9 protein-coding genes are annotated in these 17,845 nt (G+C 73.4%); 7 read left to right on the top strand and 2 right to left on the bottom strand.

Going from position 1 to position 17,845, the window contains the following annotated elements:
• Nucleotides 1-411 precede the first annotated feature (411 nt).
• Both EAO71_RS04040 and EAO71_RS04035 read left to right on the top strand, forming a co-directional pair.
• Nucleotides 412-2,106, top strand: a complete 1,695-nt coding sequence (locus tag EAO71_RS04040) for a S8 family serine peptidase (protein ID WP_147976385.1) — start codon at nt 412-414, stop codon at nt 2,104-2,106.
• A gap of 205 nt (nt 2,107-2,311) precedes the next feature.
• Nucleotides 2,312-5,311, top strand: coding sequence for a helix-turn-helix transcriptional regulator (locus EAO71_RS04035; RefSeq protein ID WP_261991983.1), 3,000 nt, complete (start codon nt 2,312-2,314; stop codon nt 5,309-5,311).
• Nucleotides 5,312-5,371: 60 nt separating this feature from the next.
• On the opposite strand, the gene EAO71_RS04030 is transcribed toward EAO71_RS04035, so the two are convergent.
• Nucleotides 5,372-6,187 (bottom strand): caspase family protein, encoded by an 816-nt coding sequence (locus EAO71_RS04030; protein ID WP_147976383.1) that lies wholly within the window; start codon nt 6,185-6,187, stop codon nt 5,372-5,374.
• Nucleotides 6,188-6,292: 105 nt separating this feature from the next.
• Between EAO71_RS04030 and EAO71_RS04025 the strand changes: the two genes are divergently transcribed.
• From EAO71_RS04025 to EAO71_RS04015, 3 genes are all read left to right on the top strand, one after another.
• Nucleotides 6,293-7,189, top strand: a complete 897-nt coding sequence (locus tag EAO71_RS04025; protein WP_147976382.1) for a DNA/RNA non-specific endonuclease — start codon at nt 6,293-6,295, stop codon at nt 7,187-7,189.
• A 133-nt stretch (nt 7,190-7,322) separates the two neighbouring features.
• A complete protein-coding gene (locus EAO71_RS04020) occupies nt 7,323-12,674 on the top strand; it encodes a trypsin-like peptidase domain-containing protein (RefSeq protein ID WP_147976381.1) in 5,352 nt (1,783 codons plus the stop codon).
• A 35-nt stretch (nt 12,675-12,709) separates the two neighbouring features.
• On the top strand, nt 12,710-13,774 hold the full coding sequence (locus tag EAO71_RS04015; RefSeq protein WP_147976380.1) for a trypsin-like serine peptidase: 1,065 nt from the start codon (nt 12,710-12,712) through the stop codon (nt 13,772-13,774).
• 105 nt (nt 13,775-13,879) lie between these two features.
• On the opposite strand, the gene EAO71_RS04010 is transcribed toward EAO71_RS04015, so the two are convergent.
• Nucleotides 13,880-15,325, bottom strand: coding sequence for a glyceraldehyde-3-phosphate dehydrogenase (locus EAO71_RS04010; RefSeq protein ID WP_147976379.1), 1,446 nt, complete (start codon nt 15,323-15,325; stop codon nt 13,880-13,882).
• 354 nt (nt 15,326-15,679) lie between these two features.
• On the opposite strand from EAO71_RS04010, the gene EAO71_RS04005 reads away from it, so the two are divergent.
• The gene (locus tag EAO71_RS04005) at nt 15,680-16,921 is read left to right on the top strand and encodes a glycoside hydrolase family 64 protein (RefSeq protein WP_147976378.1); all 1,242 of its coding nucleotides are present in this window, start codon (nt 15,680-15,682) and stop codon (nt 16,919-16,921) included.
• A gap of 151 nt (nt 16,922-17,072) precedes the next feature.
• Nucleotides 17,073-17,786 (top strand): CBS domain-containing protein, encoded by a 714-nt coding sequence (locus tag EAO71_RS04000; RefSeq protein ID WP_147976377.1) that lies wholly within the window; start codon nt 17,073-17,075, stop codon nt 17,784-17,786.
• The last annotated feature ends 59 nt before the right edge of the window (nt 17,787-17,845 follow it).

Below are 17,845 nucleotides of genomic sequence, written 5' to 3'. Positions count from 1 at the left end.
CCCCGTATCGGGTTCATCCCGGCTTTCCCTACTGTCTGCCGCACCGGCAGATCCCATCCCCCGAACCGCACCCCTCAGGTGCATTCAGGCCCTGTCAGGTGCATGCGGAGGGTGGGATCTGCCGGGGACGGCCTTGACCCGGGCCGTCGCGCCGGTGGCGGCGCATGGGCCCCCCAAGCCCAGGGAGCAGCGGACCGCGACCCCACTTCGCGCCCGAGGCTCCTGCGCCGCCGCCACTGCTCCGCACCTACGTCGTGCTCGAAAGGGAACACCTTGAACAGTTCCAGGCGGAGAGTCATATCCGTCGTGGTCGCGAGTGCCGCGATCATCGGCGCCGCTGCCACATCCACCGGGGCGTTCGCCGCCGCTCCGGTCGCCTCCACCCCGAAGCCGGCCCCGGCTTCGCAGGCGATGACCGCCCTTCCCACCGCCCCGGTCGAGAAGGTCATCGTCACCTACAAGTCCAAGACCGCCGAAGCCGGTTCCAACGCCGCCGCGAAGAGCGACGCGGCGGCGAAGGCGACCGAGACCGGCGAGGCCCTCTCCTTCGAGCGGCGCCTCGCCGGCGGCGCCGCGCTGGTCGACCTGGGCGACAGCGCCTCGAAGCAGGACGTGGCCGAGGTCATGGCCGCCTTCCGCGCCGACCCGCAGGTCGCCTCGGTGGAGCCCGACATCCGTGCCTACGCGATGGCGGTCACCCCGAACGACACGGACTACGCCAAGCAGTGGGACCTCTTCGAGGCCACCGGCGGCATGAACGTTCCGCCGGCCTGGGACAAGACGACCGGCACGGGCGTCACCGTCGCCGTCATCGACACCGGCTACGCCGCCCACTCGGACCTCGCGACGAACATCGTCTCCGGGTACGACTTCATCTCCACCTCCGCCGACGCCCGCGACGGCAACGGCCGTGACGCGGACTCGAAGGACGAGGGCGACTGGAACGCCACGGACGGCGAGTGCGGCACCGGCTCCAAGGCCAGCAACTCCTCCTGGCACGGCACCCACGTGGCCGGCACCATCGGTGCGGTCACCCACAACTCCAAGGGCATCGCGGGCATCGCGTACAACGCGAAGGTCCAGCCCGTGCGCGTCCTCGGCAAGTGCGGCGGCTCCTCGGCGGACATCGCCGACGCCATCACCTGGGCGTCCGGCGGCACCGTTCCGGGCGTGCCGGCGAACCCGACCCCGGCCAAGGTCATCAACATGAGCCTGGGCGGCGCCAGCTCCACCTGCCCGAGCGTCTACCAGAACGCGATCAACGGCGCCGTCTCGCGCGGTACCACCGTCGTCGTCGCCGCGGGCAACAGCAACGCCAACGCGTCCGGATTCACCCCCGCGAACTGCTCCAACGTCATCACCGTGGCGTCGACCAGCCGCGAGGGCAACCGTTCGTACTACTCGAACTACGGCACCATCGTGGACGTGGCGGCCCCGGGCGGCGAGACCCGCCGCGCCACCGACACTCCCGGCACCGTGACCACCCCCGAGAACGGCATCTACTCCTCGCTGAACTCGGGCACGACGACCCAGTCGGTCGAGAACTACAAGCCCTACCAGGGCACCTCGATGGCCGCGCCGCACATCGCCGGTCTCGCCGCGCTGCTCAAGTCGGCCAAGAGCACCCTGACTCCGGCCGAGATCGAGTCCGCGATCAAGACCAACGCGCGTCCGCTGCCCGGCACCTGCACCGGCGGCTGCGGCACCGGCATCGCCGACACGGCCAAGACCGTCGACGCCGTCACCACGACGCCGCCGGCCGGCACCGTCTTCACCAACGCGACGGACGTGACGATCTCCGACAACACCACCGTGTCGTCCTCGATCGCCGTCACCGGCCGCACCGGCAACGCCCCCGCCGCCCTCAAGGTCGGCGTGGACATCAAGCACACCTGGCGAGGTGACCTGGTCATCGACCTGGTCGCCCCCGACGGCACCGTGCGCAACCTGAAGGCGTCCTCCTCCTCGGACAGCGCCGACAACGTCCTGACCACCTACACGGTCGACGCGTCGAGCGAGCTGGCCAACGGCACCTGGAAGCTCCAGGTCCGCGATGTGGCCTCGGGTGACACCGGCTACATCGACTCGTGGAGCCTGACCTTCTGATCCACCCCTGAACCACCCCCCACAACAGCATTATTGCTGGTCAGCGACGCGTCCGTGGTCTACACCACGGGCGCGTCCTGGCATGTTGACACGTAATCGTTGTCCGAATGCCGGACAACAAGTCTGGACTGCGCGCGTACTCTCCGTATTCTCTGGGCCACAGGGGCTCACGGGGCCGCCCCGAGCACCGGAGGGTGGTGGACACGTGACGACTGCGCCGCACCGCCCTGCGCCGGTGGGCCGCGAGGAACTGCTCGCCCGTCTCGAGCGCGTGGTGCAGTCGCGAGGCCGCGCCCTGCTCACCGGACCCGCGGGGGTCGGCAAGACCGACGTCGCCCTGGCCGAGGCCGCCCTGGCGGAAGCCCGCGGCGAGACCGTGCTGTGGCTCTCGACCCTCCCCTCCGACCGCGACATACCCGGGGCGGTCGCCGCCGCCCTCGTGGCGTCGGTGGCGGCGACCGTGACGTGGCCGGGAACCGCCGCCCGGGCACCGGAGGACGACACCGCCGAAGCGGGTCCGGAATCCGGACACGGAGCCGACCCCGGGCCCGCCGCCGACCCCGGCGCCGCGCCCGGCTCCCCCGGGATCCCGGGCCAGGCCCGCGGCGCCCACCAGGGACACGGCGGCCAGAACGGCGTCCCGGCCCAGCCTCCCGCGTACACCGGGTCCGGCCCGCTCGCCGTCACCGCGTCCAGGATCTTCGACGCCCTGCCCGGTCCCCAGCGGACCGCGGTCGCCATGCTCTGCCGCGAGGCCCCGCTCCAGGACGGTGGCTGGGATCCGATCGCCCTGCGCCTCGGCATCGCACAGATCCTGCGCACGCTCACCGCCCGGGGCCCCGCGCTCCTCGTCGTCGACGGCGTCCAGCACATCGACGCCGACAGCGCCGATCTGCTCCGGTTCGCCCTGCACCTGGCGCCGCCCGCGCTCCGTGTCGTCGCCGTCGAGACGCCGGAGGCCTACGACACCGAGGAGACGTACGACACCCACCTGTGGGTGCCCTCGGAGGCCGACATCCTGCTCGTGCCGCCGCTGCAGGCCGACGAGATCGCCGAACTCCTCATCCACCACCGGCTGCCCTCCCGGATGGCCGGCCGCATCCACAAGGCGAGCGGCGGCAACCCGCGGCTCGCCCTGGCGGTCGGCCGATCGCTCGCCGACGCCCGCACACCCGTGCACCACGCCGAGGCGCTCACCCTCTCCGGCCGGGCCCGCGACCTGGCCCGCCAGCTCCTCGGCGCCGCCCCGCACGCGGTCCGCGAGACGCTGCTCCTCGCGGCGCTCGCGCTGCGGCCCTCCGCCACGCTGATCCGCCGGGCGGGTCGGCCCAACGCGGAGGCCGACCTCGCCGCGGCCGAGCGCGCCGACCTCGTCTCGCTCTCCGAGGACGGCACGGTCACCTTCACCGCCGGGCTGCTTCCCTCGACCCTCGTCCACGACGCCTGCTGGGCCGACCGCAGCGCCGGTCACGCCGCCCTCGCCGAGGTGGTGGACGATCCCGTGGAGGCCGTCCGGCACCGGGCGCTGGCCACCGACGTCCCCGACGAGAGGCTGGCCGCCGAGGTCGCCCAGGCGGCCGACCTGGCCCGGCGCCGCGGCAACAGCGCTCTGGCCGCCGAACTGGCCCTGCTCGCCGCCGAGTCGACCCCGGTCCAGCAGGGCACGCAGCGGATCTCCCGGCTGGTCGACGCCGCCGAGGAGGCCGCGCGCGCCGCCCGGGCCGACCTCGCGATGCGCGCCGCGACGGACCTGCTGGCCAGGGACGCGGCCCCCACCGACCGGGTCCGCGCGCGGCTGGCCGTACTCGACACCGCGGGCCAGGGGCTCACCGGACTCGACGACATGTACGTCCACGCCATGGAGGACTCCGAGGGCCACACCGCGCTCCGGGCCGCCGTCCAGCTCCGACTGGCCATCAAGTACGTGCTGGCCGACGGCGATCCGCTGCGCTCCCGGGCGGCGGCGGTCGAATCCGCCGCGCTGGCCGCCTCGATGGGCGATCCGCGGACGGCGACCCAGGCCCTGACCGTGCAGGCCCGCATGGACCGGGCGCTCGGGGTCCCGGACGCGGAGTCGATCCTGGCCCAGGCGCGGGCCCTGGAGCTGGCCGAGCGTCCGCTCGGCATCCGCAACGCCGCCCAGATCCTGACGATCCGTCATGCCCTGTTCGACGACCGGCTGTCCGACGCGCGCGACCAGATCCAGGCGCTGCTGCCGCTGGTGCAGAGACGCGGGTCGGTGGAGGACCGGATCGAGCTGTACCACACGCTGTCCGCGGTCGAGTCCCGGATCGGCGCGTGCGCGTCCGCCCTGGCGCACGCCGGACGGTCCCTCGCGCTGACCTTGGAGGCCGGGCTCTCCCCCGGGCCCGCCTGGTACACCCTCGCGCTCGCGGAGACCGCGGGCGGCAGCTTCGGCCGGGCGGCCAGCTACGCCCGGCGCAGTGTCCAGGCGTCCGAGGAGGAGGGCGACCGCGTCTTCCTCTCCCGCAGCCTCTACGCCCTGGGCCGGGTCCAGTTGGTCAACGGCGACGTCGCCTCGGCGCTGGAGACGCTGCGCCGGGTGCAGGCGGACGAGCGGGCCCAGTCGACCGTCGACCCCTCGATGCTGCGCTGGCACGAGGAGCTGGCCGAGGCGCTGCTGGCCACCGACGCGGCCGACGAGGCCGTGGCGCTGCTCGACGAGGTCCGCCCGGTCGCGGAGCGGCTGGGCCGGACGACCGTGCTGCTGGGCTGCGACCGCGCGTACGCCCTGTCGCTGGCGGCGGCCGGGAAGACCGACGAGGCGGCCGACCTGCTGACCGTCACGGCCGACCGGTTCGGCGAGGCCGGCCTGCCCCTGGAGCGGGGCCGGGCGCTGATCGCGCTGGCCCGCGTGGAGCGCAGACGGCGGCGCAGATCGGCGGCGCAGGGGGCGCTGCAGGCGGCGGCGTCGGTGTTCGAGCGGGCGGGGGCGGTCCCCTGGCTGGCGCTGACGAGCGAGACGAAGGCGGGCGAGCCCGGCGAGGACGCCCTGCCCGCGCTGTCCTCGCTCACCGAGGCGGAGCTGCGCCTGGCCCGGCTCGTGGGGCAGGGCGCGAGCAACCAGGAGGCGGCGGCGAAGCTGTACCTGAGCGTCAAGACGGTCGAGGCCCGGCTGACCCGGATCTACCAGAAGCTGGACGTCCGTTCCCGCGCCCAGCTGGCGACGGCGCTCAGGGGCTGAGGGCCGGTCCGCCTGGTTCGGGGCGCCCCGCGGGATCCGTGGGACACCAGCCGACGCCGGTCACACGGTGAACGGCCGCTGCCGCAGGAACGCGGGCGAAGGGCTGCCGGTCGTGTGGAGGTTGGGGCTCTGGGCGGGTGGCAGGCGCCGCTGGATCGCCCGGTGGAACGCGCGGTGGCCGCCGCGGAAGGCGCCGCCGTCCCAGACCTCCAGGAGCGCGCCGGTGAAGGCGCCGTTGACCGGGCCGTCGGAGGCGACCTGGTTGTCCTGGCAGGCCGAGATGAGGACCACGCCCGGTCCCGCGTCCTGGTCCGCCGGTGGGGCGCTCTTCTCCAGGGAGCGCTGCAGGTCCTCGAAGAAGGCGCGGTCCCGCTCGAGGATCTGCTGCTGCCGGTGGACGGGCATGAGCCGGACGCCCGGGTCGGAGGCGGCCGTGCCGGGGAGTTCGATCGAGGTGCCGCTGTGGCAGCAGTCGAGGAGGGTGAGGACGCGGACTCCGTCGGCGAAGCCCTGGAACTCGCGGTGCAGCTCGTCGTCGAGGAACTGGCGGTCGTAGAGGACGAGGGTCTCGTCGAGGGCGTCGGGTTCGTCGTCGGAGCCGGTGACGTCGGGGACCTGCCCGCCGTGACCGGAGTAGGTGAGGAGCAGGATGTCGTCGGCCGTCAGCTTGGCGGCGGCCTGCCGCAGCGCCGCGGTGAACTGGTCGACGGTACCGTCGGCGGTCATCAGGACGGTGTCGTCGAAGCCGGCGGACCGGGCGAGGGCGGCCATGTCACGGGCGTCGTTCTCACAGGCCACGAGCTCGCCGTCCCAGCCTTCGTAGCGGTCGGGGTCGACCTTGTTGAGTCCGACGTGGATGGACAGTCCAGCAGGCATGGGGTGCCTCCTTGAGGGGGTGGGAAGGAGCACCGGGGGGCGTCTGAACGAGTGGCCTGCGGCCCGGTGCCGAGCGCGACCCTCCATGCGCGGTACTTACATCCTATGAACGCTTCCGACCCTTCGCCTTCTCCGCCGCCCCCGCGTGCCGGGCAGCCGCGCCGCGACGCGCTCGACGACCGTGCCGGCTACGACGAGACGTTCCTCGGCCCCGCCGTGCCGCTTCCGCTGCCCGCCCGCACCTCGGTCGAGACGGTGATCCTTCCGTACACCCACTTCACGGTGGTCTTCCGACCGGACCGGAGGCTCGCCGCCTCGACCGCGGTCTGCATCGAGGGACGCCGGCTCCTGGAGGACGTGCCCCGCGACGACGTGTGGCTGTACGACCCTCGGCTGCCGCGGGAGCAGCAGACCGGCGACGACGTCTACCGGAACAACAGCCTGGACCGCGGCCATCTGGTGCGCCGGCTCGATCCGGTGTGGGGTGCGGTGGCCGAGGCCGGCCGGGCCAATACCGACACGTTCCACTTCACGAACGCCGCGCCGCAGGCCGACGTCTTCAACCAGGGCAAGCGGCTCTGGCAGGGCCTGGAGAACCATCTCCTGGACCACGCGGCCGAGTTCGACCGGAGGCTGACGGTGTTCACCGGGCCCGTGCTGCACGACTCCGACCCGCCCTACCGGGGGATCCAGGTGCCGCTGCGGTTCTGGAAGGTGGCCGCGTTCATGCAGGACGGGGTGCTGGCGTCGACGGGGTACGTCCTCGACCAGAGCCCCGACCTGAGCCGGGACGCGGACCGGGCACTGGCCGGGGCCACCCCGGGGGCGCCGCCGCCGCTCGGCCCGTTCCGCACCTACCAGGTGCCCGTCGCGGACGTCGCGGAGCTCACCGAGCTGGAGTTCGGGGCGCTGCCCGACGTCGACCTGATGCCGCCGTCGCGCGCGCCCGAGGAGCGCTGGCGGCGCCTGGAGTCGTACGACGACATCGTGCTGTCGGGGTGAGCCCGCCGGCGGGAGCGGGCGCGAAGAGGGGCGCACGACCGGCGCGTTTGCCACGCTCCCGGCCCGGTGAAACCATGAAGGACATCGGTCGGTTCCGTCCGACGCTGCGCAAGGACCGCCAAGCAGGTGCGGAATGCCGCTCACCGAAACGGAGTGGGGACTCGTCACCGGATGGGTGCGGGACCATCTCCTCGACACCCCCGATCCCGCGACCCGGCTGCGGCTCAGCGGGCTCCCGGCCGGCTTCGTCGAGGACCTCACGCTCACCCCGGACCCGGACGAGAACGCGCGCCTGCTGGTGCGGGCGGCCCGGCGGGACATCGCCCACCAGCGACGGCTGCTGGAGGCGCTGGCCGGTCTCGACCCGCTCGACGCCGGTGGCGGACCCGGCGGCGACGGACGCCCCGTCGGCCGCGGCGGGTTCGGCGCCCGCGAACGCGGCGCCGAGGCACGCATCCTGCTGGCGAGGCTGCGTGAGGACGAGCGGACCCACCGGGCCGCCGGAGACCCCTTCCGGGCCCTCGTGCTCCGCGGCGGCACCGAGGTGTTCATCGACCGGGCGGAGCTGCGCGAGAAGTTGCGCGGGTTCGTCGACGACCCCGAGCAGACGGTGCTGGTCGTCGACGGCGAGCCCGACAGCGGACGCTCCTACACCTACCGGCTGATCCGCCATCTCGGCCAGCACTGCGGCTTCCGGCCGGTGCGGGTCACGCTGTCGCGCACCTCCACGGCCGCGCGGCTGGTGGAGCGGCTGGCGCAGTTCACGGCGGGCCCCGGGGCCCCCGCACTGCCGTCGGACCCCACACGGTTGAACGATCCGCTGCCCTCGGTCGACGACGCCGTGCACCGGATCGTCAGCCGGGCGACCGCCGCCGAGGAACGCTTCTGGCTGGTCCTCGACGACTGCGACCGGCTCGACCCCAACGCGGACGTGTGGGACTGCATCGGCAAGCTGGCCCTGGCGATCTACGAGCACACGCCCGTCCAGGAGGACGCGGTCCCGCGGCTGGTCCTGCTCGGCTACTCCTCCACCATGCGCCAACTCCCCTACGACATCCGCAAGAACGAGTGCCGCGACACCGCGCGGGTGGTGGACGAGGACGATCTGCGGGTGTTCTTCCGGCAGTTCTTCGCCGAATCGGAGGCGGAGGCGGCGCACGAGCCGGACGAGGCGCGCGTCGGCGCGCTGGCGGACCTGGCGGTGGCGGAGGTGATGCGGGCGGTCGACGCCCCCGGATCGACGGACAGCCACATGCGCCGGGTGTGCACCGCGGTCGAGGAGACGGTACGCCTGTACCGTACGGCCGCTCCCGGCGGCGACGTCGCCGCGCTCCTGCGCGAAGGGCTGCGCGCGGCGGGCGCCATGGCCGCGCCCGCGCTGCCCGTACTGCGCCGGGCCTACCGCGAAGCGGCCTGTCTGCTGCAGGACTTCGACCCCGCCCGGCTGCGGCTGCCCGACGGGTCCGAGCCGCCGGGGCAGACCGCCGTCCTCGCGCTCGTGGACGACTGCACGGCGCCGGGCGGCCCCTCCGCTCCGGTCTGGGTCCTCAAGCCGGAGGTCCGCGAGGAGGCGCTGCGCGGTCTCCAGGGACCGCGGGCGGCGCTGCGGGCCCTGGAGGCCAACCTCGGCCTCCTCCCCGAAGGCCCCTGCCCCGAACGCACGGCGCTGGCGCTGCTCTCCGGCACCGCCCCGGGCCTGTCGACGCAGGGCGTCGAGGAGCTCTCGGACACGCTGCAGGCCACCCTGTGGCTGAGCCGGGTGCCCGGCACGAGCGGGCTGCCCTCGATCGACGACGTGCAGCACCGGCTGGAACGCGCCCGGCTGCTCCAGCCGATGGAGCGGCTGGTGCGGGGCACCTTCCACGGGCGGGTGCGGGAACTCGACCTCCTGCGCGCCTATCTCGCGCTGCCCGCCGAGCCGGCCGAGCCGCCCGTCCTCCTGCACGGGGTCGGCGGCATCGGCAAGAGCACCCTGCTCGCCCGCTTCCTCCTCGACAGCCTGCGCGAGGCGCCCGCCGGGTTCCCCTTCGCCTACATCGACTTCGAGCGCCCCACGCTCTCCGTCCACGAGCCCGCCACCGTGATCGCCGAGGCGGCCAGGCAGCTCGGGATCCAGTACCCGGACCACCGGGCCGCCTTCGACGCGCTGGCCGACGAGTGCGAGGAGACCGCCGCCGGGCAGCGCGGCGAGCGGACCCGGATCGACGAGTTCGCCCAGCTCTCCGCCACCCGCGCCACCCTCGGCCGGGACTACTCGGCGGGGTTCCACACCCGGGCCAGCGCGCGCGAGCAGGAACTCGCGCGCTCGGTGGCCGAGTTGGTGTCCGAGGCGGTCCGGACCCCGGAGGGCGGCACGGCCCCGCCGCTGCTGATCGCCGTGGACTCCTTCGAGGAGGCCCAGTACCGCGGCTCCCCGGTGCTGGCCCGCATGTGGGCCATCTGGACGGCGCTGCGCGCGGCCTATCCGCGGCTGCGGTTCATCGTGTCCGGGCGGGCCCCCATCGACCACCCCGCGAAGGTGCTGGCGCCGCGCACGATGGAGCTCGGCGAGCTCGACGAGCCGGCGGCCGTGGACCTGCTGATGTCCTGCGGCGTGGACGACGAGGCGGTGGCACGCGAGCTGGCCGGCACGGTGGGCGGCCATCCGCTGAGCCTGAAGCTCGCGGCCCGGACGGCCGTGATGCTCGGCACCGGCTCCGAACCGCTGAGCGACCTGCTGGACTCCCTTCCCTCGCGCCGGCGCTGGTTCCACCACAAGGTCGACCAGATGCTCATCCAGGGCACGCTGTACGACCGGATCCTCAAGCACATCGCGGAGGACGACGTCCGCGCGCTGGTGCAGGCGGGCCTGGCCCTGCGGGTCATCACGCCCGAGCTGATCGGCGACGTCCTCGCCGGGCCGGCCGGGCTGCGCGTCGAGACCCCTCAGCAGGCCCGGACGCTCTTCGGCCGGCTGGTCTCGCGCCTCGACCTGATGGAGTCGGCGGGCCCCGGGACGGTGCGGCACCGGGCGGACCTGCGCAGCATCATGCTGCGGCTGTCGGACAGCGCGCGGACCGACCTGATGCGGGCCGTCGACCGGAGCGCGGTGCGGTACTACGCCGCTCGCGAGGGTCCCGCCGCCCGGGCCGAGGAGATCTACCACCGGCTCCGGCTGGGCGAGGACCCCCGCACGGTGGAGCCGCGCTGGGAGCCGGGGGTCGAGGGCGCCCTCGCGGGCGCGGACCGCGACATGCCCCCACGGTCGGCGGCCTTCCTGCTGGCGCGGATCGGCGGGCACGTACCGGACCGGATCATGGCCGAGGCCGACCAGGAGGACTGGGAGCGGATCGCCGCGCGCGAGGTGGAGGACCTGCTCACCCAGGGGTACGTCGAACCGGCCGCGGAGCGGCTGACCGAGCGGCAGCCCTGGACTCCGTGCAGCCGGCTCCACGGGCTCCTGGTGGAGACGCTGGCCCGTTCCGGCCGGGCGGCGGAGGCACGGGAGAGCGCGGAACGGGCCGTGGAGCGGGCGGCGGAGGCGGGCTGCGCCGAGACCCGGCTCGAACTGCTCCAGCTCTCCGCGCGGCTCGCCCAGGACGCGGGCGACGTCGTCGACGCCGACCGCGACCTCCAGGAGGCGGAGGACCTCGCGCGGGGCCTCGGGCTGCCGCACGAGTCGCTGGGCGTCCTGGTCGCCAGGTCCCGGCTGGCGGCGCTGTCGGACGAGGGCTCGGCCGAGACGGACGCACGGCTGGCGCGGACGCTGCGGGGGCTGCCGGACGAGGAGGTGGCGCGCCGGCCGGCGCTGGCCCGCGCGGCGGCGGCGACCGCCGGCCGGTCCGACCCGGAGCTGCTGGAGCACACGCTCCGGCTGGTGGGCCTGCCCGCCGACGACGAGTCGGTGGTGGACGCGCTCGCCCACTGGATCGACGCCGCCATGACCGACGAACCGCAGCTGCGCGAGCCGCTGACGCGGATCCTGGACTCGGCGGCGGGGCCGGGCGAGGGCGGGCCCCCGACCGACGGACGCACCGCCTCGACCGGGGCCGTCGAGGCGCCCGTGGCCCCGGAGCCCGGCGGCGCGCGGACGCGGCCCGGGATGCCGTACGCCGAGGTGGAGGCGGCCCTGTGGGAGGCACGCCGGCGGGGCACCCTGGACAGCATCGCCTGGCGGGCCCTCATGCTCCGCGACCGCAGCGGGGACCTGCTGGTCGGGGTCGCCGCCGCCATGGACGTGGGCGCGCCGGACCGGCGCCCGGGCGTCGCCGGCACGGAGGCGGAGGACGCGGGGCAGGGTGCCGGTACCCGGTTGTGGACGCAGCCGCCGCCCGACTCCGCGGAGGGCTCGGTGCGCAGCGAGCCGTACCTGTCCCCCGAGGACGTGGTCAGGGTCCGCAACGCGGCGCTGGACGCCGGCCTCGCGGAGAGCGCCGTCCGGCCGCTCCTCTTCGACGGCACGACGCCGCGCTTCCGGGCGAGTCTGCCGGTGCTGGACAGCCCGCTGCGGCAGACGCACTCCGACCTGGTGGCAATGAACCGGGTCGAGCGCCTCATCGACGGCACGGTGCCGCTGGAGGTCTGGCTGCGCAACGCGATCGCCCAGACCCTGGAGGCCGGCCCCCTCACCGTCCTGCAACGTGCCCTGGACGACGTGGCGCGCGACGCCGCGGGCGAGCCGGACGTGCCGCCGGGCGCCCTGCCGGGCGAGAACAAGGAGGAGATCGTCTTCCGGGACGACACCGTGCCCTTCGAGTTCCTGCACGCCGGGGTGCTGGCCGGGACGGCGGTCGCCCGGCTGAAGGTCCCGCCGTACGAGTCGGGCGCGCCGCTCCAGCCCGCCTATCCGCACGCCGGCACCGGCTGGCTCATCGGCCCCGGCCTGCTGATCACCAACCACCACGTGGTGAACGCGCGCACCCGGACCCCGGGGGTGCGTCCGACGGTCGCCGAGGCCGACCTCCAGCTCCAGGTGCGCAACTCCCGTTCGCGTTTCGACTACGGCGCCGACGACGCGGAGACCGAGGAGGCGACGGCGGGCGCGCTGGTCGCCTGGGACGAGGCGCTGGACTACGCGATCCTGCGGCTGTCCGCGGGGCTGCCGCCCCGGCCGGTGCTGCGGATGGCGACGGCTCCGCTGCTGCTCACCGGCACGGATCCCGTGGCGGTGAACATCATCCAGCACCCCGGCGGGCAGCCGAAGCGCGTCGCGCTGCGCAACAACCTCGTCTACCAGGCGGACGAGCGCGACATCCGCTACTTCACCGACACCCGCAGCGGCTCGTCCGGTTCCCCGGTGTTCACGGACGACTGGACGGTGGTGGCGCTGCACCGCGGCACGCGCCGGGTCGACGACGTGGACTACCAGGGCAGGGCGACGGCGTTCGTGAACGTCGGAACGCAGATGAGTGCGGTCCTGGCCCATCTGCGGGAGACGAGGCCCGAGTTGTACGAGGAGATCATGTCGGCTCAGTCGGCCGGCGAGAGCCATGTGCGGGCGGCCTGAGTGCGCGGGGCGGCCCGAGGCGGAGGTGACGGAGGATGCGGTACGGATCACCGGTCGCGACCGACCCCGAGCGGGTCCTGGGCGACCTGACGGCGGTCGCCGCGCGGGTGCGGAAGAACCTGGAGGCGGAGATCTCCGAGTCGATGGCCGAGGCGCCGGCGGAGGAGGCCCCGGCGGGCCAGATCTCCCGCTTCGCGCAGGAGGAACGGGCCAGGGTCCTGGAGGCCGGTGCCGCCGGTCTGGAGAAGCTGGCCGACCACCGGGCGGACGAGATCGACGAGGACGAGTACTTCGGGGTGGAGGCGATCGTCCTGCTGGAGGGCCGCCCGGCGATCCTGGTGCAGGGCCGTGACTTCGCCCCGCAGGAGGGCGACTGGTCGGTTCTCGACGCGGGCCGGGAGGCGATCCGTGAGTCGATCGCCCGCGTCGGGCGGGTCGAACTCACCGGTCACGACAGTCTGGACTGGGTGGGCACGGCCTTCCAGGTGGGTCCGGAGACGGTGATGACCAATCGGCACGTGGCCGTCGAGTTCACGCGTGCCGAGGGCTCGGGCTGGACCTTCCGGCAGGGGGTGTCCGCCCGGGTCGATCCGGGCGAGGAGCTTCCCGCCGTGCCGTCGTCGCCGGCCGCCGGACCGCTCCCGTACGAGATCACCGGGGTGGTCGGCATCCATCCGGACGTCGACATGGCCCTGCTGCGGGTCGCCCCGTCCGCGGACGTGCCGCTGCCCACGCCCCCGGCGGTCGCGGCGGACGCCCCGCCGGACGTGCCGGGCCGGCCCGTGTACGTGATCGGCTACCCGGCCTGGGACGGGCGGCGCAACGAGCCGGAGTCGATGCGGCGGATCTTCATGGACGTCTACAACGTCAAGCGGCTCCAGCCGGGGACCGCGACGGAGTTCACCCCGGGCGCGCTGGTGATGGGGCACGACTGCTCGACCCTGGGCGGCAACAGCGGGTCCCCGGTCTTCGACCTGTCGGACCACCGCGTCCTCGGCCTCCACTTCGGCGGACGCTACGGCCAGGGCAACGTCGCCGTGCCGCTGTGGGAGCTGGTGGACGATCCGCTGCTGGCCCGCGCGGAGGTCAACTGGGTCTGAGCGGTCCGCGGCGGAGCGGGCGCCGCCGGCACGGAAACGGCGCGGGCCGTCCCCCCGTCSGACGGGGGGACGGCCTGCGTGCGCCGACGGACCGGGCGTGCCGGATCAGACGGCCGGGGCCGGGAAGGTCGGGTACTCGACGCCGGAGACGTGCTGGACGACCCGGATCACCTGGCACGAGTAGCCGAACTCGTTGTCGTACCACAGGTAGAGGATGGCGTTGTCGCCGTCGACCTTGGTGGCGCCGGCGTCGACGATCGAGGCGTGGCGCGAGCCGACGAAGTCCATCGACACGGCGTCGGGGGCCGTGGTGAAGTCGATCTGGCGCTTCAGCGGCGAGTGCAGCGAGACGTCGCGGAGGTACTCGAGGACCTCGTCGCGGGTGGTCTCGCGGCCCAGGCGCAGGCTCAGGATGGCGATCGAGACGTCCGGGACGGGGACGCGGATCGAGCTGCCGGTGATCGGGGCCTTCAGGTCCGGCAGCGCCTTGGCGACGGCCGAGGCGGCACCGGTCTCGGTGATCACCATGTTGAGCGGCGCGGAACGCCCGCGGCGGTCGGCCTTGTGGTAGTTGTCCAGCAGGTTCTGGTCGTTCGTGAACGAGTGGACGGTCTCCACGTGACCGCGCAGCACGCCGTACTCGTCGTCCATCGCCTTCAGCGGCGGGACGATCGCGTTGGTGGTGCAGGAGGCGCAGGAAAGGATCTGCTCGTCCGGCTTGATCGTGTCGTGGTTGACGCCGTGCACGATGTTCGGCACGTCACCCTTGCCGGGCGCGGTCAGGACGACCTTGTCGATGCCGGGGCGCAGGTGCTTCGACAGGCCCTCGCGGTCGCGCCACTTGCCGGTGTTGTCGATGAGGATGGCGTTGTCGATGCCGTACGCCGTGTAGTCGACCTCGGACGGGTCGTTGGCGTAGATCACCTTGATCGTGTTGCCGTTGGCGACGATCGTGCTGTTCGCCTCGTCCACGGTGATGGTGCCCTGGAACTGGCCGTGGATCGAGTCGCGGCGCAGCAGCGAGGCGCGCTTCACGAGGTCCTGCTCGCCACCGCCGCGCACGACGATGGCGCGCAGACGCAGACCGTTGCCCGAGCCGGCCTTCTCGATGAGGAGGCGGGCGACGAGGCGGCCGATGCGGCCGAAGCCGTAGAGGACGACGTCGCGACCCTCACGGCGCTCGATCTTGTTCTCGCCCATGGCGCCGGCGACGGCCTCGGCGGTGAACTCCTCGACCGAGAGACCGCGGTCGTCGGACTTGTACTCGGCGGCCAGCATGCCGATGTCGATCTGCGACGGACCGAGGTCGAGGGTGGTCAGCGTCTTGAGGAACGGGAGCGTCTCGGTGACCGAGAGCTCCTCGCCGGCGATCTGACGGGCGAACCGGTGGGTCTTGAGGATGCTCACCACCGACTTGTTCACCAAGGAGCGGCTGTGGACCAGGACGGTGACGTCCTGCTCGCGGTGCATCTTCCCGATGATCGGGATCATCGACTCCGCGATCTCTTCGCGGTTCTTCCAGTTGGTGAACGAGTCGTCTTTGACAGTCACAGGTTTATCTTTCGAGCTAGGCGGCGCTCATATGCTAACCCCTCGCTCTTTTGATCACTCAGACGGTGCCCCCGAAGACGGATCCGGCGCCGCGATCCCGGCCGTGTCGCACGCCGGAGGCCGCGGAAGACCGCGCCCCTGTCCCGGCTCGCGAGCGCGGACATCACGGGCGAAAATGACACATTGTGATCCGAGATGACTCAGGCGAACCCCCCGATCCGCGGGAGCGCCCGCTCCGGCGGACCGAGGGCCCCCCGTAGCGGCGCGCCACGGCCCCGCCCGGCACGCCGGGCCGCGCGGCCCGGCGGTCCCCGTCCGGTTCCGCAGCAGAGATCTCCCCCACACCCGAAACCCATGCCCTCCCCCCACCGGCGCAGGCTCAAGGTGTTCGTCCCGCTGTCGCTCGCCGCGGTCACCGGCATCACGCTCACCGTCGCCGGACCGTCCGCGGACGTCCAGGCCGGCACCGTCCGCGCCGACGCCGCGGCGGCCGCCGCCGTCCCCGCGACCATCCCGCTCACCTTCACCAACAACTCCGGCCGCACCGACCAGGTCTACGTCTACAACCTCGGCACCGAGCTCTCGACCGGCCGCCAGGGCTGGGCCGACGCGAACGGCACCTTCCACCCCTGGCCCGCCGGCGGCTCCGTCCCCTCCCCGGCGCCGGACGCCTCGATCGCCGGACCGGCCCGGGGCCAGTCCATGACGATCCGGCTGCCCAAGTTCTCCGGCCGGATCTACTTCAGCTACGGACAGAAGCTCGTCTTCAAGGTCGCGACCGGCGGGCTCGTGCAGCCCGCGGTCCAGAACCCGAGCGATCCCAACCGCAACATCCTCTTCAACTGGTCCGAGTACACGCTCAACGACGCGGGCCTGTGGCTCAACAGCACGCAGGTCGACATGTTCTCCGTGCCCTACGCCGTCGGCGTCAAGCGCCCCGACGGCAGCGTGGCCACCACCGGACGGCTCAAGCCCGGCGGCTACCGGGGCTTCTTCGACGCGCTGCGCGGCCAGCCCGGCGGCTGGGCCGGCCTCGTCCAGACCCGGTCCGACGGCACCGTGCTGCGCGCCCTCGCACCCGGCCACGGCATCGAGGCCGGAGCGCTGCCCTCGAGCGTGATGAACGACTACATCAACCGCGTGTGGAGCAAGTACGCCGGCTCGACGCTGACCGTGACCCCCTTCGCCAACCAGCCGGCGGTGAAGTACTTCGGCCGGGTCTCGGGCAACGTCATGAACTTCACCAACAGCTCGGGCGCGGTCGTGACCTCCTTCCAGAAGCCCGACTCGGACAGCGTCTTCGGCTGCTACAAGCTGCTCGACGCGCCGAACGACCAGGTCCGCGGCCCCATCTCGCGCACGCTGTGCGCGGGCTTCAACCGCTCCACCCTGCTCACCAACCCGCAGCAGCCGGACACCTCGTCGGCCGGCTTCTACCAGGACGCCGTGACGAACCACTACTCCCGCAAGATCCACGCCCAGATGGCGGACGGCAAGGCGTACGGTTTCGCCTTCGACGACGTCGGCGCGCACGAGTCGCTGGTGCACGACGGCAGCCCCCAGCAGGCGTACGTCACGCTCGACCCGCTCGACTAGGTCCTGTCCGGGCTCCCGTCGCCCTGATCGACAGGACACCCCTCGGGCCTCGTCGCCCTGATCCGGCGGAGCCCGGACACSCCCCTGGGGCGTGTCCGGGCTCCGCGTGGGGGATCATGGACAAAGGAGACGAGAAGGGACGTGACCGGGCATGAGGAACCGCAGTGTGGCCGATCTGATGACCCCCACCGCGGTGGCCGTTCAGCCAGGCACGTCGTTCAAGGAGATCGCGCGGTTGCTCGACGAGTACGGGATCACCGCCGTCCCGGTCGTCGACGAGGACGACCGGCCCGTAGGGGTGGTCTCGGAGGCGGATCTGCTGCGCCGGCACACGACCAAGGACGGTCCCAGCACGGCCGAGGCGATGATGAGCAGCCCCGTGGTGGTGGCCCGGCCGTCGTGGACGGCGATCGAGGCGGCCCGGCTCATGGAGCGGCACCGGGTCAAGCGGCTGCCGGTGGTGGACGCCGGCGGCCGGCTCATCGGGGTGCTGAGCCGCAGTGACCTGCTCCAGCTCTTCCTGCGGCGCGACCGGGCGATCCAGGAGGAGATCCTGGAGGACGTGGTGACCCGCATCCTCGGCCTCTCGCCCGCGTCGATCCACATCGACGTCGACGAGGGCCGGGTCACGCTGAGCGGGACGCTGGAACGCCGGAGCGTGGCCCCGGTCTTCGTGCGGCTCTGCGAGAGTGTCGACGGGGTCGTGGAGGTCGTGGACCGGCTGACCTACCAGGACCAGGACCGGGAGCCCGAGCGTGACCAGGGCATGGCCGGCGGCACCGACATCGTGCCCCGCGCCGCCCCCGAAGCGGAGGGCGGTGCGGGGCACGGGCCGCTCGCGGGGTCCGGCCCGGCGCGCGCCTGACCGGAGCGGGCGCCTCCGCCGGCGCCCGTCTCGGGACCCGCCTTCACGACCGCGGGCGG

The sequence above is a fragment of the Streptomyces sp. MS191 genome (assembly GCF_008042125.1).
Taxonomy (GTDB): domain Bacteria; phylum Actinomycetota; class Actinomycetes; order Streptomycetales; family Streptomycetaceae; genus Streptomyces.
The sequence above is the reverse complement of the archived record's forward strand: the minus strand, read 5'-3'. Positions and strand labels throughout refer to the sequence as shown.